This is a genomic window from Paenibacillus amylolyticus (assembly GCF_003719335.1).
GTDB lineage: Bacteria > Bacillota > Bacilli > Paenibacillales > Paenibacillaceae > Paenibacillus > Paenibacillus amylolyticus_D.
This window is the reverse complement of the sequence record NZ_RIAS01000001.1, coordinates 846,959-873,597: the sequence shown is the minus strand read 5'-3', so window position 1 is coordinate 873,597 and position 26,639 is coordinate 846,959. Positions and strand designations below refer to the sequence as shown.

Annotated in this window: 28 protein-coding genes; 26 read left to right on the top strand and 2 right to left on the bottom strand. The window is 45.8% G+C overall.

From position 1 onward, the window contains the following. From EC604_RS03850 to mmsB, 3 genes are all read left to right on the top strand, one after another. A partial coding sequence (locus tag EC604_RS03850) for a substrate-binding domain-containing protein (protein WP_151458041.1) occupies positions 1 to 726 on the top strand: 726 nt, incomplete at its 5' end. 88 nt (positions 727 to 814) lie between these two features. Further along, a complete protein-coding gene (gene mmsA, locus EC604_RS03845; RefSeq protein WP_123062815.1) occupies positions 815 to 2,365 on the top strand; it encodes a multiple monosaccharide ABC transporter ATP-binding protein in 1,551 nt (516 codons plus the stop codon). Beyond that, positions 2,349 to 3,512 (top strand): multiple monosaccharide ABC transporter permease, encoded by a 1,164-nt coding sequence (mmsB, locus tag EC604_RS03840; RefSeq protein WP_123062814.1) that lies wholly within the window; start codon positions 2,349 to 2,351, stop codon positions 3,510 to 3,512. The genes mmsA and mmsB overlap by 17 nt, the downstream gene beginning before the upstream one ends. Before the next feature lie 106 nt (positions 3,513 to 3,618). Here the strand turns inward: mmsB and EC604_RS03835 are convergent, their stop codons facing one another. Next, the gene (locus EC604_RS03835) at positions 3,619 to 4,398 is read right to left on the bottom strand and encodes a class I SAM-dependent methyltransferase (protein ID WP_123062813.1); all 780 of its coding nucleotides are present in this window, start codon (positions 4,396 to 4,398) and stop codon (positions 3,619 to 3,621) included. A gap of 154 nt (positions 4,399 to 4,552) precedes the next feature. Next, positions 4,553 to 5,923, bottom strand: coding sequence for a magnesium transporter (gene mgtE / locus EC604_RS03830; RefSeq protein ID WP_123062812.1), 1,371 nt, complete (start codon positions 5,921 to 5,923; stop codon positions 4,553 to 4,555). A gap of 162 nt (positions 5,924 to 6,085) precedes the next feature. On the opposite strand from mgtE, the gene EC604_RS03825 reads away from it, so the two are divergent. The 23 genes from EC604_RS03825 to EC604_RS03720 all read left to right on the top strand — a co-directional run bounded on the left by EC604_RS03825 (position 6,086) and on the right by EC604_RS03720 (position 26,098). Continuing rightward, a complete protein-coding gene (locus EC604_RS03825; protein ID WP_123062811.1) occupies positions 6,086 to 6,799 on the top strand; it encodes a DNA alkylation repair protein in 714 nt (237 codons plus the stop codon). A 41-nt stretch (positions 6,800 to 6,840) separates the two neighbouring features. Continuing rightward, on the top strand, positions 6,841 to 7,398 hold the full coding sequence (locus EC604_RS03820) for a methylated-DNA--[protein]-cysteine S-methyltransferase (RefSeq protein WP_123062810.1): 558 nt from the start codon (positions 6,841 to 6,843) through the stop codon (positions 7,396 to 7,398). 19 nt (positions 7,399 to 7,417) lie between these two features. Then, positions 7,418 to 8,647: an amidohydrolase gene (locus EC604_RS03815; RefSeq protein ID WP_123062809.1), complete on the top strand. Its 1,230-nt coding sequence runs from the start codon at positions 7,418 to 7,420 to the stop codon at positions 8,645 to 8,647. Between the two features lie 294 nt (positions 8,648 to 8,941). Continuing rightward, positions 8,942 to 9,409 carry a GNAT family N-acetyltransferase gene (locus EC604_RS03810; RefSeq protein ID WP_123062808.1) on the top strand — a complete coding sequence of 156 codons (468 nt, stop codon included), beginning with the start codon at positions 8,942 to 8,944 and terminating at the stop codon, positions 9,407 to 9,409. Between the two features lie 13 nt (positions 9,410 to 9,422). Then, positions 9,423 to 9,851, top strand: a complete 429-nt coding sequence (locus EC604_RS03805; RefSeq protein ID WP_123062807.1) for a GNAT family N-acetyltransferase — start codon at positions 9,423 to 9,425, stop codon at positions 9,849 to 9,851. 29 nt (positions 9,852 to 9,880) lie between these two features. Then, positions 9,881 to 10,594 carry a DUF1361 domain-containing protein gene (locus EC604_RS03800; RefSeq protein WP_123062806.1) on the top strand — a complete coding sequence of 238 codons (714 nt, stop codon included), beginning with the start codon at positions 9,881 to 9,883 and terminating at the stop codon, positions 10,592 to 10,594. A 39-nt stretch (positions 10,595 to 10,633) separates the two neighbouring features. Further along, the gene (locus EC604_RS03795; RefSeq protein WP_123062805.1) at positions 10,634 to 11,257 is read left to right on the top strand and encodes a hypothetical protein; all 624 of its coding nucleotides are present in this window, start codon (positions 10,634 to 10,636) and stop codon (positions 11,255 to 11,257) included. A gap of 12 nt (positions 11,258 to 11,269) precedes the next feature. Then, positions 11,270 to 12,214, top strand: a complete 945-nt coding sequence (locus EC604_RS03790) for a GNAT family N-acetyltransferase (RefSeq protein ID WP_123062804.1) — start codon at positions 11,270 to 11,272, stop codon at positions 12,212 to 12,214. 221 nt (positions 12,215 to 12,435) lie between these two features. Further along, entirely contained in the window at positions 12,436 to 12,567 is a 132-nt protein-coding gene (locus EC604_RS30795) for a hypothetical protein (protein ID WP_275670020.1), read from the top strand. A 51-nt stretch (positions 12,568 to 12,618) separates the two neighbouring features. Further along, positions 12,619 to 13,149, top strand: coding sequence for a DinB family protein (locus tag EC604_RS03785; RefSeq protein WP_123062803.1), 531 nt, complete (start codon positions 12,619 to 12,621; stop codon positions 13,147 to 13,149). Positions 13,150 to 13,335: 186 nt separating this feature from the next. Beyond that, positions 13,336 to 13,836 carry a hypothetical protein gene (locus EC604_RS03780; protein WP_123062802.1) on the top strand — a complete coding sequence of 167 codons (501 nt, stop codon included), beginning with the start codon at positions 13,336 to 13,338 and terminating at the stop codon, positions 13,834 to 13,836. A gap of 8 nt (positions 13,837 to 13,844) precedes the next feature. Continuing rightward, positions 13,845 to 14,135 carry a hypothetical protein gene (locus EC604_RS03775; RefSeq protein ID WP_123062801.1) on the top strand — a complete coding sequence of 97 codons (291 nt, stop codon included), beginning with the start codon at positions 13,845 to 13,847 and terminating at the stop codon, positions 14,133 to 14,135. Positions 14,136 to 14,141: 6 nt separating this feature from the next. Further along, positions 14,142 to 14,678 (top strand): GNAT family N-acetyltransferase, encoded by a 537-nt coding sequence (locus EC604_RS03770; RefSeq protein WP_123062800.1) that lies wholly within the window; start codon positions 14,142 to 14,144, stop codon positions 14,676 to 14,678. Positions 14,679 to 14,712: 34 nt separating this feature from the next. Then, entirely contained in the window at positions 14,713 to 15,207 is a 495-nt protein-coding gene (locus tag EC604_RS03765; protein ID WP_123062799.1) for a DinB family protein, read from the top strand. 6 nt (positions 15,208 to 15,213) lie between these two features. Continuing rightward, a complete protein-coding gene (locus tag EC604_RS03760) occupies positions 15,214 to 16,110 on the top strand; it encodes an aminoglycoside phosphotransferase family protein (protein WP_151458040.1) in 897 nt (298 codons plus the stop codon). Positions 16,111 to 16,129: 19 nt separating this feature from the next. Further along, a complete protein-coding gene (locus EC604_RS03755; protein WP_123062797.1) occupies positions 16,130 to 16,477 on the top strand; it encodes a hypothetical protein in 348 nt (115 codons plus the stop codon). A gap of 133 nt (positions 16,478 to 16,610) precedes the next feature. Further along, positions 16,611 to 17,609: an endo-1,4-beta-xylanase gene (locus tag EC604_RS03750; protein ID WP_123062796.1), complete on the top strand. Its 999-nt coding sequence runs from the start codon at positions 16,611 to 16,613 to the stop codon at positions 17,607 to 17,609. Positions 17,610 to 17,847: 238 nt separating this feature from the next. Beyond that, positions 17,848 to 18,966, top strand: a complete 1,119-nt coding sequence (locus EC604_RS03745; protein ID WP_123062890.1) for a response regulator transcription factor — start codon at positions 17,848 to 17,850, stop codon at positions 18,964 to 18,966. A 4-nt stretch (positions 18,967 to 18,970) separates the two neighbouring features. Then, a complete protein-coding gene (locus tag EC604_RS03740) occupies positions 18,971 to 20,716 on the top strand; it encodes a sensor histidine kinase (protein WP_240036632.1) in 1,746 nt (581 codons plus the stop codon). Between the two features lie 25 nt (positions 20,717 to 20,741). Further along, positions 20,742 to 22,295, top strand: a complete 1,554-nt coding sequence (locus EC604_RS03735; RefSeq protein ID WP_123062794.1) for a response regulator transcription factor — start codon at positions 20,742 to 20,744, stop codon at positions 22,293 to 22,295. A 142-nt stretch (positions 22,296 to 22,437) separates the two neighbouring features. Continuing rightward, positions 22,438 to 24,096, top strand: coding sequence for an ABC transporter substrate-binding protein (locus EC604_RS03730; RefSeq protein ID WP_123062793.1), 1,659 nt, complete (start codon positions 22,438 to 22,440; stop codon positions 24,094 to 24,096). Between the two features lie 186 nt (positions 24,097 to 24,282). Beyond that, positions 24,283 to 25,182 (top strand): ABC transporter permease, encoded by a 900-nt coding sequence (locus EC604_RS03725; protein ID WP_090915693.1) that lies wholly within the window; start codon positions 24,283 to 24,285, stop codon positions 25,180 to 25,182. A gap of 13 nt (positions 25,183 to 25,195) precedes the next feature. Beyond that, positions 25,196 to 26,098 (top strand): carbohydrate ABC transporter permease, encoded by a 903-nt coding sequence (locus EC604_RS03720; protein WP_123062792.1) that lies wholly within the window; start codon positions 25,196 to 25,198, stop codon positions 26,096 to 26,098. Positions 26,099 to 26,639: the final 541 nt, after the last annotated feature.

Here is a 26,639-nt window from a genome sequence, read left to right as displayed (position 1 = left end):
CGGCTTATTCGTAACACGCCATATCTGACTTACTATGCTACGTTTGACAACTTTAAAGTCGGGGTGTTGCAAGCCTCCTATATTGAACAGAAGCTGGGGCTTAAGGATGGTAAGGGGCCGTTTAACATTGAGTTGTTTGGCGGATCACCGGATGACAACAATGCATACTTTTTCTTCGACGGTGCAATGTCCGTGCTCAAGCCGTATATCGATTCTGGCAAACTGGTCGTCCGCAGTAAACAGATGACGATGGCGCAAATTGCTACACTGCGCTGGGACGGGGCACTGGCACAAGCACGGATGGATAATCTGCTGAGTGCGTACTATTCAGGCGATAATCTGGATGCGGTGTTATCTCCGTATGACGGAATCAGTATCGGGATTATCTCATCTCTAAAAGGCATTGGCTACGGCAAGCCGAATAAACCGCTTCCGGTTATTACGGGGCAGGATGCGGAACTGGCATCGATCAAGTCCATTGTGGCTGGAGAACAGACACAGACGGTGTTCAAGGACACGCGTAAGCTCGCCGAGAAAACAGTGGAGATGGCCAACAGCATTTTGAAAGGAAAACAAGCAGAGGTGAATGACACGAAGTCGTATAACAACGGATTAATGGTTGTTCCTGCATATCTGCTCGACCCGATCTCTGTAGATCGTACTAACGTGGAAAAAGATATTGTGGGCAGCAAGTATTACACCAAAGAAGAAATAGGCCTGCCGTAAAGTGTGAACAAAGAGATAAAGCGCTCATAAATACGATGCAAAAGATCGGTTTGCCATATCGCATCATTCAAGGAAAGGAGCACATGCCATGACGGACATTATTCTTGAAATGAAGAACATTACCAAAACGTTTCCGGGAGTCAAAGCGCTGGAGAACGTCAACCTGAAAATCCGGGAAGGCGAAATTCATTCCATCTGCGGCGAGAATGGCGCAGGCAAGTCTACGCTGATGAAGGTGCTGAGCGGAGTATATCCGTATGGAAGTTATGAAGGGGATATTTTGTTCCGCGGTAAGACATGTGAGTTCAAAGATATCAAGCAGAGCGAGGATCTGGGCATTGTCATTATTCATCAGGAGCTGGCGCTGATCCCTTATCTCTCCATTGCGGAAAATATATATCTGGGCAATGAACGTGCCAGTAAAGGCATCGTGAATTGGAAGGAAACCTTTGTCGGGACACGTGAACTGCTCGGCAAAGTAGGTCTGAACGAAAATCCGAACACGCTGGTATCCAGCATCGGGGTAGGTAAGCAACAACTTGTTGAAATTGCGAAAGCGCTCTCCAAAAAAGTGCGTCTGCTTATTCTGGATGAGCCCACCGCAGCGTTGAATGAAGACGACAGTGAAAATCTGCTGCAGCTGATGCTCGAATTCAAAAAGCAGGGTATCGCCTGTATTCTCATCTCTCACAAGCTGAACGAGGTATCCAAGGTTTCGGATGCGGTGACGATTCTGAGGGACGGCAAAACGATTGAAACGCTGGATATGAAAAAAGACAACGTCACCGAGGATCGCATCATCAGCGGAATGGTTGGACGGGATCTGACGAGCCGCTACCCTGAACGTCATGCCACCATTGGTGACGTCGTGCTGGAAGTGAAAGACTGGACGGTGTATCACGAGCATCAGGCCGAGCGCAAGGTGCTCGATCAGATCAACATGAACATCAGACGTGGCGAGATCGTAGGGATCGCGGGACTGATGGGAGCAGGGCGTACAGAGCTTGCGATGAGTATTTTCGGCAAATCGTATGGTCGTAACATCTCGGGGCAACTGATCAAGGATGGCAAGCCGATTCAGAATAACAGTGTGACTGAGGCGATTCAGAATGGTTTTGCTTATGTGACGGAGGATCGCAAGGAATATGGCCTCATTTTGATGGATGATATCAAACGCAACATTTCACTCACCGGACTTGGCAAACTGACTCGTAATGCCGTTGTGAACGAGCAGGAGGAAGTGCTGGTTGCGGAAGAGATGAAGAAAAGCATGAACATCAAGGCACCGAACATCCTGCAGAAAACCGGGAATCTGAGCGGAGGTAACCAGCAGAAGGTGGTGCTGAGCAAATGGATTTTTGCCGGGCCGGATATTCTCATTCTGGATGAGCCGACACGCGGGATCGACGTAGGAGCCAAGTTCGAAATTTATACAATCATCCACCGGCTTGCTGCCGAAGGCAAGGGTGTGCTGGTGATTTCATCGGAGCTGCCGGAGGTTCTGGGTCTGTGTGACCGGATCTATGTGATGAATGCCGGACGAATCACGGGTGAAGTCAGCCGGGAACAGGCATCACAGGAAACACTGATGAGATATATGACCAAGTCTGGAGGCGGTAAGCATGGAAACGGTAACTAAACTGTTCAAAAATAATATACGTCAATATGGCATGATCATTGCCCTCGTTGTCATTATGCTTCTATTTGAGGTGTTAACTAGCGGGCTCTTGCTCAAGCCAATTAATATTACGAACCTGATTTTGCAAAATAGTTATATTCTAGTCCTCGCCATTGGGATGGTGCTGGTCATTATCACAGGGCATATCGACTTGTCCGTCGGTTCGATTGCGGCCTTTGTCGGTGCTGTAGCCGCCATCATGATGGTGGATTGGCAGCTTCCAGCTTGGCTCGCAGTCATTGCTTCCCTGCTGGTCGGTGCGCTGATTGGTGCATGGCAGGGCTTCTGGATTGCGTATGTGCGGATACCCGCCTTCATTGTTACGCTCGCCGGTATGTTGCTCTTCCGTGGTCTGACGATGATTGTATTGGAAGGGCAGTCGATATCTCCTTTCCCTGCTGGATTTCAAAAGATCAGCTCCGGTTTCCTGCCAGATGTACAATTTTCGGGCTTGGGTCTGGTGTCCATCATTGTGGGGATTGCGCTCACCATCTGGTACATTGTGAATGAACTGCGGGAACGAGCTTCCCAGCGCAAGTATGGATTTGAAGTAGTATCGCAAGGGCTGTTCCTGCTTAAGCTGATTGTCGTGGCAGCGGTAACGAACCTGTTTACTTTCGTGCTCGCAAGTTATGCGGGTATCCCGAACATTCTGGTGCTCCTGTTTGTGCTAATCGTGGTGTACTCCTTTGTCATGAATCGTACCGTGATGGGACGACATGTGTATGCTCTCGGGGGCAACGAGAAGGCGGCAGGACTGTCGGGGGTCAAAACGAAAAAAGTAACGTTCTGGGTGTTTGTGAACATGGGTACACTTGCAGCTGTATCCGGTCTGATCTTCGCCGCACGTCTGAATGCGGCTACGCCAAGAGCGGGTACGAACTTTGAACTGGATGCTATTGCAGCCTGCTTCATCGGTGGAGCGTCAGCATCAGGCGGAATCGGTACCGTATTTGGCGCGATCATCGGTGGGTTGGTTATGGGTGTGCTGAATAACGGGATGTCCCTCATTGGTCTAGGTATTGACTGGCAACAGGGAATCAAAGGATTGGTACTGCTGCTGGCAGTAGCATTTGATATCTATAACAAAAACAAAAGAGCGGCGTAAATATTGGCATCTGTGTCGTAGCTCACGCCAACAGGTTTATGAAATGCCGCGAATTTGGAATTTGGATTTAGTAAAAAGGCTTGGCGTGTGCCAAGCCTCTTTGTCTTTATTTTTTAACCGCAATCCATAACGTCCATGAGTCCTTCTCTATAATTGGATCAGCAGGGTTCTTTAGTTTGCAGTTAATAAACATAATCAACTCGCTAAGCTCACGGTCTGTTAATTCATGAAGAATCGACCGTCCAGTCCGCTGCGCCAAATCTCTATTTAATGCAGCTATATTCTGATGAACATATCTGGTTTCCCACAGCTGCAATGTTTTAAGGATCACGAATCCATTGGAATCAAGCGATCTCTGGACTTCATGGGCTTCGTGCCGACGGGAACGTTCCAGGCCAATCAATTCAGGATACTTTTCGAAGAAATAACCCCTAATATGATGTTCATCTCCCGGCAATAAGCAATCTTCCGGTGTTCTGTCTTGAATGATGAATACACCATTAGTCTTGAGGATACGCTTAGCTTCTTGAAAACAGCTGCCCAAATCATGCAAATGATGTATGAGCGCTCGTTCCAAAACGATATCAAAAGTGTTATCTGGAAGTCCCGAGTTGTAGGCATTCCCTTGTTGCAATGTGACATTGCTCAAATTCTCACAATGCCGCGCCGCGCCTTTTAGCATCTCATTTGAAAAGTCTACTCCAGTAACCTGTGCTGCCCCTGAGTGTGCTAAAGCTTTGGTGTAAATGCCTCCGCCGCAGCCGATGTCAACAATTTCCTTACCGGCTATGCCTGCATGCTCTTCAATCAAAGATAACCAAGATGCATCGGCAGTTCTGGTCGTGTACGTCATTCTGTTGCGTTTATCATGAAAATTAATGGGCACAAAACCACCTCTTGTTCCATTGTGTGAAACGTAGTTTCAATAAAAGATATATCTTTACGATACCATAATTATCTATATCGTCAAGAGGTGCCAGCTTACATAAATTTCTGAATTAGAGACGGTGTAGTTTAAACGAATCCCTGCACAGTAAGATTTACATCAACGCCCCAATAAAACGGGTGGCGATACCAAAATAGATAAACAGGGACAGAATATCATTTAACGTTGTAATCAACGGGCCGGATGCCACAGCGGGGTCAACTTTGAAACGGCTGAGCAAGAGCGGGATGCATGTGCCTGTCAGTGTACCGATGATTAGCGTGAGAAACAGGGATACACCGATAATCATCCCGAGCAACCAGTCTCCTTGCCAGAAATAAGCAATTACCGTAATTAGCAGACCACAGACAAGACCGATCATCGTACCAACTTTAATCTCTCGTCCAATCAGGGCGAGTACCGTTGACTTGTCCAGCTTGCGTCCGATAAGTCCGCGTACGACGACAGCAAGGGACTGGGTCCCTGTATTTCCCGTCATACCCGCAATCATAGGCATGAAGAACGCAAGAGCCACAACCTGATTCAGCGTATCTTCAAAAAAATCCACAATGCTTCCTGAGATCAAGCCGATCAATAACAGCAAAATAAGCCAAGGCAACCTGCGTCTGACCGCAACGAGCGGTTTGGTATCAAAATCAATATCTTTACCGCCGCCGCCCATTTTGGCGAGGTCTTCGCTGGCCTCATCCATAATGATGTCAATGACGTCATCCATTTGGATGATCCCGCACAGCCTGTTATTCTCATCTACGACCGGAAGTGCGATGAATTCGTAACGCTGGAGCAACTGGGCAGCCTCTTCCTGATCCATATCTACGGTGGCATGAATGACACGTCTGGTCATCAGTTGTTCAACTTTGGTTTTGTCATCGGCCAGAGCAAGCGAGCGATAACTAACGACACCAGCCAGCTTGCCTTCATCGTCAATGACATACAGGTAACTGGAAGGGGAGAGGTGCAGCGTACCCTGTGATTGCTTTAGTGCTTCCTTCGCTGTGTCGTGGGTGGACAACGTGCGATAGCGGTCGGTCATGATCCGTCCGGCAGTCTCTGGGGGATAGCTAAGTACAGAGCGAATGATAGCGGAGTGATCCAGGTTCATGCTGGACAACAATTCTTCCCTGCGTTTCGCGGGCAGATCGTGCATGAAGCGAATGAGATCACTTTTGTCCATCTGCTGCATGACTTCCAGTGTACGCTCTGGCCCGAGTCGTTCAAACAGTTCAGCCTGTTCGTGAAGCTTTAGGTTCTCGGCCAGATCGGCAAGTGTATCCGGTTTAAATAGAAGAAGAAAACGATTCTTCTCTTCTTCAGGGAATTTTTTATAGATGAGTGAAAGATCATAGGGGCGCAGTTCCTTCACGAGTTTGTAGAATTCCGGCAGATTCTGGGACTGTACATGCTGTGTCAGTTGCTGGGTAATCTCATCAACGGAGAGCTCTTTATTGGTTTGAGAATCGTTCATAATGACACTCCTTTCCTGAATGGTGCGCTTCATATTTTTAAACGGAATGCATTCGTTGTTAAACAATATTGAAATCTTGCTCAAACATTCGAGATGGGCTTACAAAAGAAAGCACTCAGGATATACTTGTTCTACAGTAATCAACGAGGAGGTCCAGTGCCCTTGGAAACCGATATTCGAACACAACTGCTCAGCTTGGCTGAGCCGGAATACCAGAAATTTGCGGCTTCCCTTATACCGAATATTTCAAACGTGATGGGGGTGCGCTTGCCTGCAATCCGCAAAATAGCCAAAAAGATTGCCGCTGGAGACTGGCGTACGTACCTGGATACGGCGGAAGATGAATATTTTGAACAAGTGATGCTGCAAGCGATGGTCATTGGTCATGTGCAAACAGATCTGGATGAGCTACTTACACGCATTGCAGCTTTTGTGCCCAAAATCGATAACTGGTCGGTATGTGACAGCTTCTGTGCCGGACTGAAATATACCAAAGTGCATAAGGAGGCGGTGTGGAACTTCATTCAGCCTTATTTGAAGTCAGATCAGGAATATGAAATTCGGTTTGGCGTGGTCATGTTGTTGAACTTTTATCTGGAGCTCCCTTATATTCATCAGGTGTTACCGTTACTTGATCAGATTAAACATGAGGCCTATTATGTGAAAATGGCGGTGGCTTGGGCAATTTCGATTGCGTATGTGAAGCATCCTGAGGTGACCATGCCGTATTTGCAGCACAATACACTTGACGATTTTACGTACAACAAAGCACTCCAGAAGATTACCGAATCCTATCGGGTTACACCGGAGGATAAGCAATTTATACGAAGCATGAAACGCAAGGCGAAAAAACAGGTACAGACATTAAACAGATAACCTCCTGACTTGGAGCTGAGAGAAGAGAAGGTGAATACGTGATGAGGCAAAAGTTGATGTACACCACCATGCAGCTGCACGGCCAACCGTGGAGCCTGCTGGCAACTGAAAAAGGACTGTGCCGGGTGGTGATGCCCAATGAAACGATAGCGGACTGGCAAGGCTGGATTAGCAAAATTGCACCCGGTGTTGAGCTCGAAGAAAATGAGCAGGCGTTAAGACAGACAGGCATGATGGACTGGCTGGAGTCCTATTTTACAGGGGAGAAGATAGCCTTCACCGAGGCAATTCCACTTGACCTGATCGGCACCCCATTTCAGCAGGAGGTATGGAAAGCGCTTGGGCAAGTGCCTTATGGTGAGATACGCACATATGGAGACATCGCTGCTGCCATCGGCAGACCTTCGGCTGTACGGGCTGTAGGTGCAGCGAACGGGGCGAATCCCATTCCAGTGTTGTTGCCGTGCCACCGGATTATTGGTGCTAATCGCAAGCTGACGGGTTTTCGTGGGGGGCTGAAGATGAAGCGCAGATTGCTAGATCTGGAACGAATTGAAGGCGTGACGGATGGCGGACATGCACGGTTTAATTTTAATTAAAGAGAAATGAGGGAAGAGGATGGAACAGCAACAGGCATACTGGCTTACCAATGTAAGACTGGAACGAGGATATATTCGTGAAGGAGCAGAGGTAACGGGCACACAAACGGGTCTTGCTCATCTACGGATTGAGAATGGAGTTATTGCTGCCATTGTGGACGCAAAGGAGCAATGGACAGAAGAGTTGCCGCGAGTGGATGGGAAAGGGCTGCTATTACTGCCTTCATTTGAAGAAGCACATATTCATCTGGATAAAACCTATTATGATGGGCCATGGAGAGCGGTTAGACGCAGTTCCAGCATCTTTGATCGGATTGAGGAAGAGAAGGTGCTATTGCCCAAGTTGCTACCTGATGCGAAACGGCAGGCGGAAAGCATCCTTGCACTAATACAGGGTTACGGCTCTACACACGTTCGTGCGCATTGTAACATTGAACCGGTAAGCGGGCTGAAACGTTTGGAAGCAACCAAGCTGGCCCTGGAGAGTTATACAGGTAAAATATCTTCAGAGATTGTCGCGTTCCCTCAGCATGGGCTGTTACGGTCCAACTCGGTCGAACTCATGGGACAAGCCATGTCAGAGGGTGCAACACATGTAGGCGGACTTGATCCGTATACCGTAGACGAAAACATCGAAAAATCGCTGCATACCATGATTGAACTGGCGGTCAAACATCAAGCAGGGATCGATATGCATCTGCATGATGGCGGCGAAGCTGGCAAGCAAACGTTGCTGGAACTTGTGAGGCTGACAGAAGAAGCAGGGCTTCAGGGTCAGGTGACGGTCAGTCACGCGTTCTGGTTTGCAGGAGCAGAGAAGCAGGAGGCTGAAAAGATGGCGAGCCGCATGGCATCGCTGGGAATGAGTGTGGCTTCAACGGTGCCGATTGGCAGAACGATGATGCCACTTCCGATGTTGCAGCGTGTGGGTGTAAACGTAAAACTGGCGACAGACAGTCTGACGGATCACTGGTCTCCTTTTGGCAGTGGGGATATGCTTGAAAAGGCTGGCCGCTTCGCCGAACTGTATGGATATAGCGACGAGTTATCGTTGTCCCAGTCGCTGGCTGCGATTACGGGTGGAGTGACGCCACTGAATGCAGCAGGGGAGAACTTATGGCCGAAGGTCAACCATGCGGCCAGCTTTGTCCTGGTTCAAGCGAGTTGTGCAGCGGAAGCGGTGGCAAGGCGATCTGAAAGGATGGCTGTGTGGTATCAAGGACAATTGGTAAGTGGATCGCTAGCGTAACAGGCATCACCTTAAGATGTAATGAACAGAATGAAGGTTAAAGATTAAGCCACGGATACCGTGGCTTTTTTTGCATGAACAGGCATGAACCGTGTGGAAAAATTTTAGTTCAACATATATAGCCCATATGGAGGAAGAAAAATTATACGCATAACCCACATTCTGGGTTATGATAGATTATGATTTTACTAGTCCTATGAACATTACATATGCTTCGCAGGCAAACCATGCATACCTTCTGAACAAGACTGACAAAAGAAAATTGAAGTAGCCATAGACGAAGGAGAATGAGATATGCGTGATAACATGGGGAAACAAGTCACTTTGCAACCGATAACGCAGGAAAATGAAAGTGAGTGCATCCGTCTGCAACCGAGGGAAGATCAACTCACACTGGTAGCGAGCAATGCGGATTCCTTAATTCATGCGACCAAGGAAGTAACTTCAAAACCTCACGGGATCTATGCTGGGAATGAGATGGTTGGGTTTATTTTATTTGATAACGAGATTTATACGGATGGGTATTACTGGATTCTTCGTTGTATGATTGATGGGAAACATCAGGGGCAGGGTTATGGGAAACGTGCCATCCAGGAAGTGATTTACATGTTGCAGGAGCGAAGTGATTGTCGGCAAATCAGGGTATCTCATGTTCCGCATAATGTTGCGGCTAATGCACTGTACAAACATTGTGGGTTTCAGGAAACAGGTGAATTGGAGGATAACGGCGACATTATTTTAGGTTATCAAGTTAGAGGGTAGAGGTGGCAAAAAAATGATCAGAGAAGCCGAAGCCAGGGATGCAGCAACGATTGAAAAATTGTACAGAGAGCTGTTGCCTAACCACGCGGATACTGAGGTGCTGGCTGAACGAATTGAAGAGATCAGGCGTCACGAACACAGCTTCCTTTTCGTGTATGAAGTCCAGGAGCAGGTGGTAGGTACGGTACATTTACATATCTGCTTAGATGCTCTCGCAGGAAATCGACCGTTTGGTTTGGTTGAAAGGGTCATTATGTCTAGCGAGGTGCAGGGCAAGGGATACGGCACAGAATTAATGGAACATGTGGAAGAGGTATGTTTGCAGATGAATGCATCCAAGATCCTTCTCGCTAGTGGAGCTACTAGGCAAGGGGCCCATCAATTTTATCAAAAGCTAGGGTACGATGGCGAGTCCAGCAAAGCCTTTAAGAAATATCTATAATTTGATAAAAGAAGGACTAGTCCAACAAGATGAGAGATAAACATGATCGAATATTGAACAAAAGATTCATTGCATTAGCGTTCACACTGCTGTTGATGACGTTATGCTGTCTTGGCATTGCGGCGTATCTGCGTGCAAAGTCAGGCTCGAATATGTATGCATTTCTAGACTGGGACATGTTTCTGGCATGGGTTCCGTTTCTCATTTCAACGATGATTGCTCTTAACTTTCGACGTAAGGCTGTGAGACCCGGATGGATGGGCATGATGTGGATAGGTTTGCTCGGTTTGATCTGGCTTTTCTTTTTGCCTAACGCAGCCTATCTGTTTACAGAAATGTTGCATGCATTCCGGTATTTTATTGCTCAGCCGGAGAGTGTTTTTTGGTTCGAGATGGATTTTTGGTACAGTCTGACCCTTACGTTTGGTGTAGCCATTGTAGGGTTAATGCTCTCCATATGTTCTATAAGGCAAATAGAACATGTGCTGCAACGATTCGTACACAGGTTTGTTTGCTGGATCATTGTCGGATTCGTTCTACTTCTAAGCGGGGTGGGCGTATATATCGGGAGATTTAATCGCTGGAATTCATGGGATATCGTGTCCAGACCCGGGCAGATTGTTATCGATTTGATGAATGATTTTAGTTCAGCAAGCGGTCTTCTGGTGGAGTTTGTTGCGCTGATATTTGTGATTCAGGCATTTGCATATGTCATTATTTCATTGATAAAACTAGAGAGTTAGGAATCGGGAATATCCACACAACTGTTGGGGAGGTAAAACATGAAAGAGGCTTCTGATTTTATCAAGCAACTGCCCGGCATTTCTGAATGTCAGCGAATCTTCAAGGCAGCAGCGATGCTGGATGCGGTTCTAATGCCAGAATGGGAGTACAGGTACTATTCGTACAATGCACATTGGGATAAGAATGAACAGATGGCTTCGATGAGAGATGGGGAGGGAGATCACTATTTCGCGTTGTTTGATTCGAGCAACCGTTTAATCATCAAAGGTTACGACAAAGCTTATGCTTCCCTACATAAAGATCAACTCGGTGATGTATTGGAGGGTGTGCCGGCAGACTTCAAAAAGACGTTTCTGGACGAGCCTGCTTTTATGATGGATCGGACTACCTTCTGCATCTGGAACGAAGAGGAACAGAACGAGTGGACTTCGAGTCGGCAGCTCGCAGATGAAGCTTATGCTCTGCTGCAAGTTCTTGTGGGCGGTGCAGTGTATTATCATGCTTGGGCTCAGGAGTATTATGAGCTTGAACTGGATCTAGAGCCAATTCAGCATGTTTTTGACATGAAACCGTTGGATGAACAACTGCTGCAAGCATTAAACCCGGAGATCGAGTTAGACGAGTTGGAAGAGGACATTGCAGAAATTGGATACCCGGCTTAGGAGGAAGGACATATGCATTTAACAGAGTGGTCTGCAGATACACTTCAATATGATCTGTCGGATGAATACTCGATTCGCCTTGCGGATGTTACGGAGTGGGGGTTATTTTGCACCATTTATTATGATATGGGATACGTCGGATTTTTCAGGGAAGAAGAATTCAGTTCCTCAAGATGCAGTGCGTACTGGATTTATCGGGGAGAAAGCAAAATAGGCGGTGTACGAATGGAGCCTAACAAGATGTATCATTTGTTTCTCATCCCGCCATTCCAGCAAGGCTTTGAGGTCGTCAAACTTTTGAAAAAGAAATTAGTACAGTGGTCGGATCGCAGCAAACGTATTCTGACATTTGAGATTCTTCCAGGTCAAGTAGACTGGTTTGCGAGAGCGGGGTTCTGGCCAGCCGAGTTCAGATGCCGCTGGATGCAGCGGCCTACGGATCATTTTGATATCGATTGGGATAGTAGGATGACCGTGAAAAGTCCAGTGATTATTGAAAAAGGATCAGGCGGCTTCAAATATGTAAATGAAGAGGAAATTGCCCGGTGTGATCTGGAAAGTTTCGGCGGAAGTCTGGAAGCAACGCGCAGAAAACAGAGCTCTCTTGAAGATTTTACACCTGACGAAGATCCTAATTATACGAATGAAGTCCTGACTCAGGCATCTACATTGGTATATGATCGGGAAACGGGTGAGCTGGTCGCTAACTGCCGCTTGTGTTTACAGGACAATCAGGCTGCGGTGTACAGTATCGGTGTGATTCCTGCGTATAGAGGCAGAGGACTTGCTACCCAGATGTTACAGAGAGCATTATCAATGCTTAAGGGACACTATCCTTTTTTACGGCTGTATGTAATGGAAGGTAATGATGCGGAGTCGGTATATCTGAATCTGGGTTTTGTACAGGGTGTTCAGGAGATTCAGACGATGTATATACCAGAGGAGGAAGCGGAATGAAGGTTTTCATTTTAACCGACATTCACGGAAATGTTCACAGGAGTTCCTTATGACAACACCAAATATCTTCAAGCGTATAAGCATTTGAACGTTCCAGATAAAGATTTTATTTTAAAAGCATTTCATGGGAGTCGACTGTCTACTCGAAAAAGAAAATAATTAGCGAACAGGGGCGATCTGCTGAGATCGCCTTCTCTCGTTCAGTATAGGAGGAAAGAAATATGATATTTGGCATAATTATTTGTTTACTCATACTTTTGGTTTTAGGTCAATATGTCATCAAGACGGCTATTGATACTTCAAAAAAATACGAAGCATACGAAAGAGATTTTGGAGGAGTTGAAGGAAATTAAGTCTTTATTGAAAGAGAGACAGTAACGATAGCCTAATGAAGAGGTGAGGGTATGATTCATGATTTAAAAGGGGAGGACAATATGTCTACTTTGACGGGTATGCTTTTCGCCGCGGTTAAAGAGAACAGTGATCGCCTGAAATTTATCACGGATTTCATGTCACAGGAGGAGATCGATTACAAAGGGCCTGGTAACCTATACAACAGCACAGCGCAGTTACTGAGACATATTACTTTCGTTGACCTGAACTGGGTGTATCGTATCAAAGGACAAACGATTCCTTACGATATGTTGGAGCAATATGGTCCCATGATTGATAAAAATAACAAACTTCCGTTCATGGAGGGGGTATCCAGAGACACACTTATTTCACAACATCAGTTGATAATGAACATGCTGCAGGAAACATGCACAAATCTTACGGATGCGGATATGGATATCGTGGTCACTTTCGGCCATAGGAGTGAAAAGCAAGCTTCTGTTCGCTGGGGACTTTGGCATATGGCTGACCACAATCGTTATCATCAGGCACATATAAATCAGTTGCGGAAATGGTTCCACACCCATACATCTGATCAATGAAGGGGAGGCCGCCATTGGATAAATGATAAAATAGGTTGTAACTAAAGTTCAATTCAGTTTGTTTTTATTATAAGAACAGTGGGAGCCCGTTGAAACGTGGAACAGCAGATTATTGAACATCATAATTCGGTGCTGAGCATGTTTGCTCATGTGGTGGACATGACACACATTACGAGGTGATGGAGGATGAATAACACATGTAATATTAAACGATTCTGGTTGGTTATGGGTACTGTAGCTGCTGCTTTAGCCCTGTACTTCTCGTTTATGAACAATCGGTTCGTGAATATCGATACCCCGCTCTCCAGTGCGGAGGTTGTCCGTGCAGACACGAGTAAAACGATATATACCAAGGGTGGCGGCGGGGCTTATATTCGTTTTGAGGATGCTATTTTAAATGAAGAGGAAGTAAACAAAGTTGTTGATTGGGTGAATGAAGCTCCAGCGTCTGCGAAGACAGCTGTGGATCACATCGAGGGTAGCATTCATATGGGCATCGCTTTGAGAATGAAGCATAACACTCAGGTCATGATACAATACAACGGCAAACAGATATACGTTACGAAGATTGGCCGTTTTAGCAAAAATTCGAGGTATTCGCTGCAACATCAGGCGTTGGAGAATTATCTGGATCAAGAGCTGGAAGGAACCTATTACGGAGGAAATCTGGCGAAGGAGGAACAGTAGGAGACGTAATGAAGATACACCAAAAAATATTGAACTGGTCCGCTTGGCTTGCTGTATTGGCTGTCTTTTTTCTTCCAGGAACGCTGAATAACGATAACAAAATTTTACGAACGGAATATGGATTCCCGCTTCGTTTTTTGACAGATTATCATGTCTCGGATTCGAACGGATCAATCTGGTTTATATCCGATATGCATATTAATGTACTGATATATTTCGTGAATGTTCTATTTATTTATGCTGGAATGCATGTGATTGTGTATATCAAAAAAAGATTAACTAAGAAATCAGTGGAGTGAATAATAATGAAGCATCTTCCTTCAAGCTGGAAATCAGAAAGGCTAATTATTTCAGATGTAAAGCCTTTCGAGATTGTTGAACTTCAAAAATTATATGATACAAGCCGTTATATACAGGAATGGGATGGACAAGAAAATGATATAAATTACGTTAAGAATTGTATAGAACAAGGAAACCTTCCCCCAGGTGGAATATTAGCCAATTATAGAATTCAAAGTATACGTACGCTTGAGGGAAATCAAACGATCGGGATGTTAAGTGTATATCATGGCTACCCTGCTGAACATGTATTGTATTTGGAATTTTTATATATTCGGAACGTTGTTCAGAAACAAAGATACGGCCAGGAAATGATGTCTGCTTTAACTAATCAGCTGACCATTCTGGGTTATGATGAGATTAGAATTAATGTCGCACTCAAAAATTGGCCAGCCTTACGCTTCTGGTTTAGGTCGGGTTTTAGCCAGATCGGCGGCATCTATGGTGATGAGAAACATTCATCAAACAATTTTGCAAATATAGAACTGATTAAGAAGCTGTAATCAGCTGATTACAGCAGAATAGGAGGCTAGACTGATGGAAGTCTTTTTTCGATACAACTGGATCGTGCGTGAACAGTGGTATGCTTGGTGCGAAGAACTGCCAACAGAAGAATTGCTTCGTCAACGTACAGGTGGCGTAGGAAGTATCCTGAGAACTTTTTTTCATGTCATCGATGTGGAGTGGAGCTGGCTTCAACTGCTACAAGGAAAACCGGATACTGCGGAGGATTTTGCAAACTACCAGACGCTCGAAGCCGTTCGTGAGCTGGACCGTAAGCTGCATCAGGATGTAGAAGCATTCGTATTAGCTTGGGAGCCGGGCATGGAGAAGAGAACTTTCATTGACCGCCGGAGTGATGGACGCGTGGATATCGATGCTTGGGGTGAAATTATGCGTCATGTCATTGCGCATGAAATTCATCATATGGGACAGTTATCCGTATGGGCTAGAGAACTTGGCCGAGAGCCCGTATCTGCTAATGTCATAGGTAAAGGATTGATCGAGCCAAACCATGATGAAGGGCCGTGAGTATAAGTGATACAACTTAGCTGTATCCACTGGGTTCAACTGGATGAAGCGATTCGGCAGGGAATAGGACAGGAGCATCGGATGATCCCGCTTAAGCCTGGATTGGAAGCGGATGTTACGCGTGTTGAACTCAATGATCAGCCGTATGTACTGAAGATCTGGAATAAGGAGTCTCGTCCGAATATTGAACAACAGTATCAGTTATTGCAGAAGCTGATTCAAAGCGGGATTCAGGTATCCAGGCCGTATGGCTGGGGGATAGATCAGCATCGGAATCAAGTATTGCTCACAAGTTACGATGGTGTGCCGGTTACCCGGCTAGATCAAGAAATATTAAGACAAATGGCTCAGACTTTACATGATATCCACCAGTATCCAGTCCGTGTTAAAGAGCCGCAAACAGAAGAAGCAAAACAAGATTATATTCCTCGGTACCATTTTGTCGACTATTTCTTTCCTCAGGTTGCCAAGCACCAAGATATCCATCACATTGTTCATAACTTGATAAAGCAAGTAAAGATCAGACAGGATCACTTCATTCATGGCGACTATAATCTGGGGAATATCGTAGAGATGAATGGAAAATACACCATTATAGACTGGACCAACGGACAGTACGGAGATCCGAGATATGATGCGGCATGGTCTGTTTTTCTAATCACGATCTATAACGGAGAAGAGTATGGAATGTTTTATCAATCCGAATTACAAGCGGTCGCCGGCAACATGCTGGATGAGGAAGAGGGCTTTGAAGCATTGGCCTGGTTACGCTGGGTGTTACTTTCGCGTGAAGGCGATGTTCCGAGAAATGCAGAAGTTATGCGGCGTGTGCAGCATATAGCTACTCATAACTTTTACCTACAAGCCTGTCCTAAATTCTCATCTTCTGCATACCTATGGTAGTAGAGGAGCGTGATGAGTAATGGAACAGAAGGTACAGGCTTACTTCGAACTGAAACAGCAGCAGAAAGAGATCGAACAACAGTTATGTGTATTGAGAGACGAGATTGTGGCGTACTGTGCGCAGCAAGGCGTATATGAGACCGAAGTAGGCGGATATAAGGTGAAAACGGTACTCCAGCACCGCAAGGAATATGACGATCAGAAGCTGTACGCATCGTTGCCTGACCCGGAGATCTGGAGGCTGCTGTCCAAGGTGGACAGCCATAAGCTGAAAAGCCTGATCAAGCTTAATGTTCTCTCTGAAGAACAAGTGAGCCCAGCATGTACCGTGAAGCAAGTGACTTTGCTGCAGATAGACAAGTTATAACGTATATTGTTGTAATTCTTCTTTTTGTGCTGAAATTGGTAGAATTTCAGGGGGGAGAAGGTTTATTTTGTTCAGGGAAAGCGCATTCATTATCCGTTATGATGAAGAAACAAATCTGCGAGGAGGAACCAGGATGTCTACCGAAATTCCGTCCCTACATACTGCTTATGCCGATGCGTTTAAAATAGGTGCAGCAGTACATACGAGAACGCTACAATCCGAAGGGGAATTTATTGCAAAGCACTATAACAGTGTTACTGCGGAGAATCAGATGAAGTTTGAAGAGGTTCATCCGAGAGAGCATGAATATACATTTGAGGCAGCAGATGAGATCGTTGATTTTGCCGTTGGCCGTGCGATAGGTGTTCGGGGTCATACCCTGGTATGGCACAACCAGACGCCAGCGTGGGTGTTTGAGGATGCTTCTGGCGGCCCGGCTTCGAGAGAACTGATGCTGTCCCGGTTGAAGCAGCATATCGATACCGTCGTTGGTCGTTACAAAGGACAGATCTACGCATGGGATGTGGTGAACGAGGCCATCGAAGATAAGACCGATCTGGTTATGCGAGATACAAAATGGCTGCAATTGCTTGGAGAAGATTACCTGGCGCAAGCATTCAATATGGCTCATGAAGCCGATCCTGACGCACTGCTGTTCTACAATGATTACAACGAGACTAATCCGGTCAAACGGGAGAAAATATACAATCTGGTTCGATCCTTGCTGGATCAAGGGGTTCCGGTTCATGGGATTGGCATGCAGGGACACTGGAATACTCATGGTCCGTCCATTGAAGAGATCCGTGAAGCCATTGAACGTTATGCTTCACTGGATGTGCAGCTTCACGTCACTGAATTGGATTTATCTGTGTTTCAACACGAGGATCGGCGCACTGATCTGACAGAGCCAACGCCTGAGATGGCGGAGCTTCAGGAGAAAAGGTATGAGGACATTTTTAGGTTGTTCCGGGAGTATAAATCCAATATCACTTCTGTAACATTCTGGGGTGCGGCTGATAATTATACGTGGCTGGATCATTTCCCGGTACGTGGCCGCAAAAACTGGCCATTTGTGTTCGATACCAAGCTGCAACCCAAGGATTCATTTTGGCGCATTCTCGGGCAAAAGTAAGAAGAAGCTTCGGCATAAGCTCAGGCTCAATTGAGGTATAAGTTCAGTTAGGCATACAGCGCTCTCTGACCGTTTCGGAATTACAGCCTTACATGTAGACCCCAGAAAAAGGGTTAAACATGTAAGGCTTTTTTGAAGTATCTTATATAGAGAGCAGATTTATTTGAATCTTAGCATTGTCACATGGACGGTACGATGCCATACTGGAGAAAAAAAGGGGAAATGGCAGGTGAATCCAATGTACAAGGTCATTGTAGCTGATGATGAGCCGTTTATGCTGGAAGGTTGGAAAACGATGATCGATTGGCAAGGCTGCGGATATGAGTTGTGTGGAACTGCGACCGATGGAGAAGAAGCACTAGATCTGATCAATCATGTAAATCCGGATTTGGTGGTAACCGATATACAGATGCCGGTGCTTGATGGACTGGGCTTGATTCGGACCATGCGTGAAGAGTTGAAATATGATTCCCAGATCGTGATCGTAACCGGTTATTCCGAGTTTGGTTATGCGCAGCAGGCGATACGATATCGGGTGAATGAATATGTGCTCAAACCTTTAGTGCCAGAAGAAATTCACGAGTTATTACGGAACCTGATCATACCGCTGGATACACAGCGACAGGAAATAGAGATCAAGCTTGCGGAAGAACAATATGACGCCATGGAGATGTTGGACACAACTATGGATGAGGGCGGCATGCTGGATGAGGCGGATCTGGAGAAAATGGCATCGCGCGCCCGGCAGTTTATCGCTTTAATCGAGGCAGGAGATGTAACAGGCGTTGCTCGCACTGTTGATGATATGCTACAGGAGATGCAAGAATCACGGGCCGTGATGATCTGGGCTCAAAGCGCAGTTAGATACATCCATGGAGAACTGCTACGCAGATACAGCATGATCGGAGCAGATCAGACTGTTCTCCAAGTGCGGACCTGGCATCATACAGAGAGCTGGTTCATGGGAGACTTGAAGAAATTGTTTATTCGGATTACGGAAACTTTTGCCTCGATGGCTCAGGCCGACCCGGGTTCCAGTGGGCTGGTGGCAGAGGCTGTCCAGTATCTGAAAGAGCACTATCGCACAAAAATCAAACTGCAGCAGCTCGCCAATCACATTCATGTCAATGCGGCTTATCTAGGCCAGCAGTTCAAACGTGAGATGGGAGTCAGCTTCAGTGAGTATGTTCATCGTCTTCGTATTGAAGAGGCACGCAGGATGCTCCGCCGAACCAATATGAAAATCTCAGATATTGCATTCGAATTGGGCTATCATGATGCGGAGTATTTTACAGAAAAATTTAAAGCGCTTACAGGAGAACTCCCATCTCTATATAAAAACAATAACCAAGGGTGATTATGTGCATAAGAAAAAGAGGACTTTTCATACGGTAAACGACATCCCCCTTCGATATAAATTTTTGCTGATCTATGTCGTCAGTATTCTTCTTCCGATTATTGCGATTAATTTGTTTTTTTATCAACGAACATCTGCAGATATCAAAGTGCGGGAACAGGAAAATCTGCGCAAATCGATTGACAGGGCTGCAGGAGAATTGGTCGGTATGATTGATGAGAGCGTGGCGCTAAGCCGTATGATTGCAGCGGATGATTCCTTGTATGAGGCCTTGGATCGTACCTACGCGTCACCTGTGGAATATTACAACGAGTATCATGTTTTCTTGCGTGACAAATTGACACGGTATATGTCGGCCAATATTTTGGAAGTCCGAATTTATACGAATAACGATACCATTCAGACGGGCAGTCACTACATCGTCATGAAGGACAAAACGACATCACTGCCGGGCATGGAGCAGTTAAATCAAGCAAACGGCGATATTTTAGTTATTGATTACGAAGAACAGTCTGGATTTAGCCGAGGGAAGCGAATTAGTGTCATCGGGAAAATGAAGACCTTTACTTCATATGCTAACTATGCGAAGTATTCCAGAATTGATCTCGAAGTGAATCGTATTTACAGCATCCTTAATCGGGAGACAAACAGCCTGCAGCTCAGACTTGTGGACGGAAACAGCCGTCCGGTTGTTTCCAGTGCGCGCTTCCCGGCAGAGGGATGGTCTTCCGATGTGAATTCCGAATATATCATGGAGAAGTCACTTGGTAATCTGGCTTACCTGGACGGCTGGAAGCTGATTGGTGTTGCGGATACGCGGCATGTAGATCAGTTGTTGGACGAAGCGCGTAATTCTATTTTGTGGCTGGCGGTCATCAGTGTCATCGTACCCTCGGTGCTCATTTACTTTATTCTGCGTTCGTACCACTACCGTATCCGTAAATTGTCACGGCATATGGAGAAAGTGCGGAATGAACGTTTTGACCTGATCGAGATCCAGGAAGGCCGGGACGAGATTGGCGGGTTAATTCGCACTTTTAATATGATGATCAGCAAAATCCATTCCCTGATTAATGACGTATACAAACTGGAGATCAGGCACAAGGATCTGGAACTGGATCAAGTCCGAACGGAGTTATCTATGCTCCAGAGCCAGATGAATCCACATTTTCTGTTTAATACACTGAACGCACTGCTCGTCGTGAGCACTAAGAACGGCTATACCGAAGTATCTGAAATTATTAAAAGCTTATCATTACTCATGAGACAGTTGCTCAGCAGATCAGACAACCTGATTCCACTCGAAGAGGAGCTGCAGTTCACAACACTTTATCTTCAAATTGAGAAGTTCAGGTTCGGAGAATTATTTGATTATACTCTGGATATTGATCCAAAGGCTGCAGGCAAACGTATTCCACGTATGAGTATTCAGCCGCTGGTGGAAAATGCGTGCAAACATGGATTGCAGGCACGCAAGACTGGACGATTGATTCATATTACCGCAAAGCTAGGTGAATCCGGACTGGTTATTCGTGTCATCGATAACGGGATCGGGATGGAACAGGATAAACTGCGGCAATTAATACAGGACGTACGCTCGGATCAGGCGAAGGACGGATCACATGTGGGCATTCGTAATGTCTATCGTCGCCTGGAATTATTTTATGAAGGAGATGCAACGTTCACGATTCGCAGTGAGAAGGGTAGCGGTACAGAAGCCGGATTCCATATTCCCACAGATAGACTGTGACTGATGAACAAAGGGGGACAGCAAGATGTATAAAGTACTATTGGTGGATGATGAGCCGTTTGCGATTGAAGGCTTGCAGTTGTTAATTGATTGGCGAAAATTCGGGTTTGAAATTAACGGTGTGTGCACCAATGGAGAAGAGGCAGTCGAAGCGATCCGTACGAGTAAACCTGATCTGGTTGTCACGGATATTCATATGCCAGCGATGAACGGGCTCGAATTGATTGAAGAGGCACGTCGTCTGGGGCATGATTCCACAATGTTTGTCATTACAAGTGGTTACAGCGATTTCAATTACGCAAGGCAGGCCATTCGTCTTGGCGTAAGCAATTATTTAACCAAACCTGTGGATACGTTGGAAGCGGACGATATGCTGGCGCGACTGGCGCAGGAGTTGAAGGAGAAGCAACTGCGCGCGAGTGTTCGTGAACAGGCCAAAGTGCAGGAAACCCGGCATGTTTTGGCTGTACTGGTCACCGGACAGGAAGTTGATGATGCAGAACAGATGGCTCACGATATCGCTCATTTGTATGAACAAGCTCAGAGGTGGACGTATGTGAAAGTAAGATTTCAGCGTGCTGATTCTGGTCAGATTCGCTCGATGATTCATGAGACCGTAAGCCGTGAACCGTGCTGTTATGTGGTGGAAAATGAACTGGATACCTGCGGCATTGTATGGGGTGAAGGTTCTTCAGGGCCAGAATCATGGCAGGGAAAAGGCCATCGGGATTTTGCGGAAAGGTTGTTGTCTGACTTAAATGAAGTTATTCCAGACGGAGTTCAGTTTGCCGTCGGTTTACCTGTGCAGCAACCGGAAGCTTTATCTCTTTCCAGAAGTATGGCTGTCGAGACGGAGCGTTTTTTGTTTCTGCACCAGGGGAATTTGCTATTCGCCGAAGATATTCAGGAACAACGACTGAGGTTTAATCCCGAATCTCTCCGTGAAGTGGATCTCATTATGGAGCACCTGGAGAACGGTTCGCCAGAACAGCTCAGTCTGTCGATTAGAGAGGCATTCCATCAATTTGTAATGAACAAGGCTGCACCTGAATTCGTACACATATTCATGACCCAGATTTTATTCCGTGGTTTTTCTCTATGCAAGGAGCTTGGAGGAGAAACGAAGGATATGTTGCTAGATACAGCCTTTGATTCTGATGACCGGTACCGCTGGAACATCGAAAAATCAGCGAGTATGCTGGAAAATTTTTGCCTGAAGTGTCAAGCTGCGGCATCATCTCTTCGTCAAAAACAGCTCGGCGGAACACAGGCGATGGTAGCTGAGTATTTGCAAGAGCATTTTAGAGAGACGTTTACCATTAAGGAGCTTGCCGAACGATTCTTCATGCATCCTGTTCATCTGGGCCAATCTTTTATGCGCAAATATGGCAAGGGTGTTCTCGATATGGTGCATGATCTAAGGATAGAGGAAGCGATGAGACTGCTAAGAGATTCCGACGATGCTTCATGTGCGATTGCAGAGCAGCTTGGTTATAAGAGCTACCAGCATTTCCTAAAACAATTTGAGCGTAGAACAGGGATGAAACCGGCTGAGTATCGCCTTAAGCATGCTAAGTAGAGCACACATAAGGAGGTATAAGCCGGTTCAAGACCTCCTGCAATTAAGGGGGGGAGATGCTTAAATCTGTTTATTTTGAAACCGCATACATTTCTTCATAATGAAATCAGTAAGGAAAACCACTTCCAAGGAGGCGCAATACATGGGGGGATTGAAGAAAAAGAAACTTTGGGGTTCCGTTTCTCTTGTTATGGCATTAACTCTGGCACTGGCAGGATGCAGTGGAGAAGAAGCCAAAACGACGACACCCGATGGTAAGGAAATATTAAACATCTCGGCATTTATTAGTGAGCCGAATCAGGCACCGGCAGCGGATAACCGGATATACAAAAGGATTGAAGAAGAGCTGGGTGTCAAACTAAACATGGAGTTTCTGGTCGGTGACCTGCAACAGAAGCTGGGGGTTATGATTGCGGGTGGAGATTACCCGGATCTGATCACGGCAGATACCAAATTGGTTGCGGCTGGTGCGGTGATCCCGCTGGAAGATCTGATCGAGGAACATGCACCAAACCTTAAAAAGCATTATGCAAAAGATTGGGAACGGATGAAAGATTCCAGTGATGGGCATATTTACTGGTTGCCTAACTACGGTGTATATACTGGTGAATTCATTAGTAACTATTATTCCGGACCTGCGTTCTGGATTCAAAAGCAGGTGCTGAAAGAAGCCGGATATCCAACACCGAAAACACTTGATGAGTACATGAAGCTGATTCGTGATTATGCGGCTAAGCACCCGACGACATCGGATGGTCAACCAACCATTGGTTTCACAACACTGGCTTCTGACTGGAGAACATTCCCTCTGCTCAATCCGCCAGAGCACTTGACCGGTCATCCAAATGATGGTGGTGTTGTTGTAGATGACAAAGGTGTTGCAACCGTATTCGCGGATAAAGACATTTCAAAACGATACTATAAAGAGCTGAACAGTCTCTATAACGATGGACTGCTCGATAAAGAAGCCTTCGTTCAGAACTACGACCAGTATTTGGCGAAAATTTCTTCGGGCCGTGTTATCGGCATGTTTGATCAGCACTGGAACTTCCAGCAAGGGGAGGACCCGCTTGTAGCTCAGAACAAAATTGCTCAAACATATGTTGGCTTCCCGCTGGTTTATGACACAAGCATCAAGGATCATTACCTGGATCGTCCGGTAATTAACTTGAACAACGGTTTTGGTATCAGTAAAGATGCTAAAGATCCTGTTGCAATTCTGAAATTCCTGGATAAGTTGATGGATGAAAAGTATCAAAAGTTGCTGTCCTGGGGTGAAGAGGGCGTAGACTACATGGTTAACGATAAAGGCAGATTCTATCGTACACCTGAACAACGTCTTCAACAGGACGACCCGGCATGGAAACTGGCTAACAAAGCGGAAGGTTTCTACAAAGCATCACCGAAGCTGGAGGGAACTTTTGAGGACGGTAATGCTGTAGGAGCGCTAAACCAGCCTGAGGAATTCTACGATAGCTTGAAGCCGGAGGATAAAGAATTGCTGGATGCATACGGTTTCAAAACATGGAGTGATTTCTTCTCTCCTGCACCTGAAAACCCAGTGTATTATCCAGCGTGGCAAGTGGACTTGAAAGAAGGTTCAGATGCTTCGGTAGCCAACAAACAAATGACCGATACGTCGCTGAAGTACTTGCCTAAAGCAATCATGTCCAATGCAGATCAATTTGATTCGATCTGGAGCGAGTATGTGGACGCTTACAAGAAAATCAACGTGAAAGCGTATGAAGACCGAATCAATGAGCAATTACTATGGCGGATTCAGAACTGGACCGTGAAATAAATAAAAGCGGTTGTTAGATTGGCTCGGAAGGTGTCAGGTACATGAATATAAATCATGCCCTGTGCCCTTCCGAACAATTTATCCTCAAAATCCGCTGTACGTTGATAGGAGGAGTGAAAGATGGCGAATACGCCAGGAGCCATACAGGAAAAATCTGCTCCAACCGTTGTGACCAAGACGCCTCTGATGAAGCGCCTGCGCAGTCAAAAACAACTGATGTTTATGTCTCTGCCCATCGTCGCTTATATTTTGGTTTTCTCGTATTATCCGATCTGGGGCTGGGTTATGGCGTTCCAAAATTACAGTCCAGCGAAGAAATTCTCGCAGCAGGAGTGGGTCGGACTTAAGCACTTCAAGTTTCTGCTTACGGACGACGCGTTTCTGAACGTGCTTCGCAATACGATCGCGATGAGTTTAATTAACATGATTCTTGGCTTTGTGACAGCCATTGTTTTTGCGATTTTGCTGAATGAAATCAAACACAAGCTGTACAAGCGCACGATTCAAACGATCTCATATCTGCCTCACTTCCTGTCATGGATCATCGTTACGGGCATTGTAGCCAGTTCGTTATCTGTTGATGGCGGGATTGTGAACGTGGTGCTGATGAAGCTCGGATTCATTAAAGAACCCATTATGTGGCTCAGCGTTCCAGAGTATTTCTGGGGTATTGTCGGTGCATCACACGTATGGAAAGAAGTCGGCTGGAATGCAATCATCTATCTGGCGGCGATCACTTCCATTGACCCTTCACTCTATGAAGCGGCTGAGATTGATGGAGCTAACCGGTATAAAAAAATGTTGTATGTTACGTTGCCCGGCATCAAGTCCATCGTCATTATCTTGTTGATTATGAATATGGGATGGATTCTGGAAGCCGGATTCGAAGTACAGTACTTGCTTGGAAATGGTGTAGTTGTTGACTGGTCTCAGACCATTGACATCTTTGTCTTGAAATACGGGCTACAGATCGGTAACTATTCACTTGCTACCGCAGCCGGTATATTCAAAACCGTCGTCAGTATCACCCTGATATTTGCAGCTAACTCAATATCCAAACGATTCGGCGAAGACCGATTAATATGAGGAGGACACATCGATGGGAATAAACAAATCTCGAGTTGAGCCGATTGTCTTCCACACATTTAACGGCTTGCTGATGATCTTTATTGCAGTAGTGACCTTGTATCCATTTTTGAACACACTGGCTATTTCTTTTAATGCGGGTAACGATACGATTCGAGGCGGAATCTACTTGTGGCCGAGGGAGTGGACCAGCCAGAACTACAAAGCAGTATTTGCGGGTGGAACCATATTCGCGGCTTTCGGGATCTCGGTTGCCAGAACTGTACTAGGTACTGTGCTCAGCTTGTTCCTCACTTCCATGTTGGCGTATACGCTCAGCCGCAAAGACTATATTCTGCGTAAACCGATTACGATTATCGTTGTAATGACGATGTATTTCAGTGCAGGTCTCATTCCAACGTACTTCCTGATCAAAGATTTGCACTTGCTTAACAACTTCTTGGTATACATCATTCCGGGTCTGATCAGTGCGTTTAATATGATCGTTATTCGGACGTATATCCAGACGTTGCCTGAAGGACTGATTGAGTCAGCCAAGATTGACGGCGCGGGCGATTTCAGAACGTTTATGTCGATCATTTTACCACTCTGTCAGCCGGTACTTGCGACTGTCGCGTTGTTCATTGCGGTAGGGCAATGGAATTCTTGGTTTGATACGTTCCTGTATGCTTCATCCAAGCAAAACCTGAGTACGTTGCAGTACGAGTTGATGAAACTGCTGTCCTCTTCTATGAACACCAACAGCAGTGCTGCGGTATCCAGCGGAGCAAATATGGGGCAAGCGCGTAACATGGTTACGCCAATATCAATCCGGGCAGCGATCACTATTGTTGCAGCATTGCCAATCCTGGTCGTGTATCCGTTCTTGCAGAAGTATTTTGTACACGGATTGCAACTGGGTAGTGTGAAGGAATAGTAAGAAGCAGCAACGATGAGTTATCATCGTTAGGAAGCGAATGATTGTAGGATCTAAAGAAGTCGGCCGAATGAGGTCGGCTTTTTTGGTATACGTAGGTAACGGAAAAATGAGTAGAAAAAGACATCTAATCATTTGCTGTATATGTTATAATTTTCAATAATACGGCGTGGTCTTGTGAGTCAGCGGTCAAGCATTCGATAGGTGCTAAGTTTCTAGATCTGCAGCAATTTCCTGTCTCTGTTCATATTCAATGGAATGAAGATCGAGCCGAAACGATATATCCTCAAGGGTCATAAATCTAATTCAAGATGGAGTTGAAAAAGATGGAAAGCATCCGTAATAATGCGTTACGTTTATAGGGAATTTCGCGATGGCCTATTTTATTTTTGGAGAGGGAACAATCGGTAAGCCGCTAATATTTGCGTTTTGGATGCTTATGTTGATGATGGGGTTGGACTGGTACAAGAGTAGGAAGAGTCACACACTAAATTAGCATACGGTACCATGGAGCCGGTTCTGGCAGAGGATCGGCTATTTG

Coding starts and splice junctions, on each gene's coding strand:
- EC604_RS03820 (WP_123062810.1), top strand. CDS start 6,841: ATGAGGCAAAAGTTGATGTACACCACCATGCAGCTGCACGGCCAACCG.
- EC604_RS03810 (WP_123062808.1), top strand. CDS start 8,942: ATGCGTGATAACATGGGGAAACAAGTCACTTTGCAACCGATAACGCAG.
- EC604_RS03795 (WP_123062805.1), top strand. CDS start 10,634: ATGAAAGAGGCTTCTGATTTTATCAAGCAACTGCCCGGCATTTCTGAA.
- EC604_RS03725 (WP_090915693.1), top strand. CDS start 24,283: ATGAAGCGCCTGCGCAGTCAAAAACAACTGATGTTTATGTCTCTGCCC.
- EC604_RS03785 (WP_123062803.1), top strand. CDS start 12,619: ATGATTCATGATTTAAAAGGGGAGGACAATATGTCTACTTTGACGGGT.
- mmsB (WP_123062814.1), top strand. CDS start 2,349: ATGGAAACGGTAACTAAACTGTTCAAAAATAATATACGTCAATATGGC.
- EC604_RS03790 (WP_123062804.1), top strand. CDS start 11,270: ATGCATTTAACAGAGTGGTCTGCAGATACACTTCAATATGATCTGTCG.
- EC604_RS03800 (WP_123062806.1), top strand. CDS start 9,881: ATGAGAGATAAACATGATCGAATATTGAACAAAAGATTCATTGCATTA.
- EC604_RS03805 (WP_123062807.1), top strand. CDS start 9,423: ATGATCAGAGAAGCCGAAGCCAGGGATGCAGCAACGATTGAAAAATTG.
- EC604_RS03765 (WP_123062799.1), top strand. CDS start 14,713: ATGGAAGTCTTTTTTCGATACAACTGGATCGTGCGTGAACAGTGGTAT.
- EC604_RS03815 (WP_123062809.1), top strand. CDS start 7,418: ATGGAACAGCAACAGGCATACTGGCTTACCAATGTAAGACTGGAACGA.
- EC604_RS03755 (WP_123062797.1), top strand. CDS start 16,130: ATGGAACAGAAGGTACAGGCTTACTTCGAACTGAAACAGCAGCAGAAA.
- EC604_RS03720 (WP_123062792.1), top strand. CDS start 25,196: ATGGGAATAAACAAATCTCGAGTTGAGCCGATTGTCTTCCACACATTT.
- mgtE (WP_123062812.1), bottom strand. CDS start 5,923: ATGAACGATTCTCAAACCAATAAAGAGCTCTCCGTTGATGAGATTACC.
- EC604_RS03770 (WP_123062800.1), top strand. CDS start 14,142: ATGAAGCATCTTCCTTCAAGCTGGAAATCAGAAAGGCTAATTATTTCA.
- EC604_RS03750 (WP_123062796.1), top strand. CDS start 16,611: ATGTCTACCGAAATTCCGTCCCTACATACTGCTTATGCCGATGCGTTT.
- EC604_RS03780 (WP_123062802.1), top strand. CDS start 13,336: ATGAATAACACATGTAATATTAAACGATTCTGGTTGGTTATGGGTACT.
- EC604_RS30795 (WP_275670020.1), top strand. CDS start 12,436: ATGATATTTGGCATAATTATTTGTTTACTCATACTTTTGGTTTTAGGT.
- mmsA (WP_123062815.1), top strand. CDS start 815: ATGACGGACATTATTCTTGAAATGAAGAACATTACCAAAACGTTTCCG.
- EC604_RS03735 (WP_123062794.1), top strand. CDS start 20,742: ATGTATAAAGTACTATTGGTGGATGATGAGCCGTTTGCGATTGAAGGC.
- EC604_RS03775 (WP_123062801.1), top strand. CDS start 13,845: ATGAAGATACACCAAAAAATATTGAACTGGTCCGCTTGGCTTGCTGTA.
- EC604_RS03730 (WP_123062793.1), top strand. CDS start 22,438: ATGGGGGGATTGAAGAAAAAGAAACTTTGGGGTTCCGTTTCTCTTGTT.
- EC604_RS03745 (WP_123062890.1), top strand. CDS start 17,848: ATGTACAAGGTCATTGTAGCTGATGATGAGCCGTTTATGCTGGAAGGT.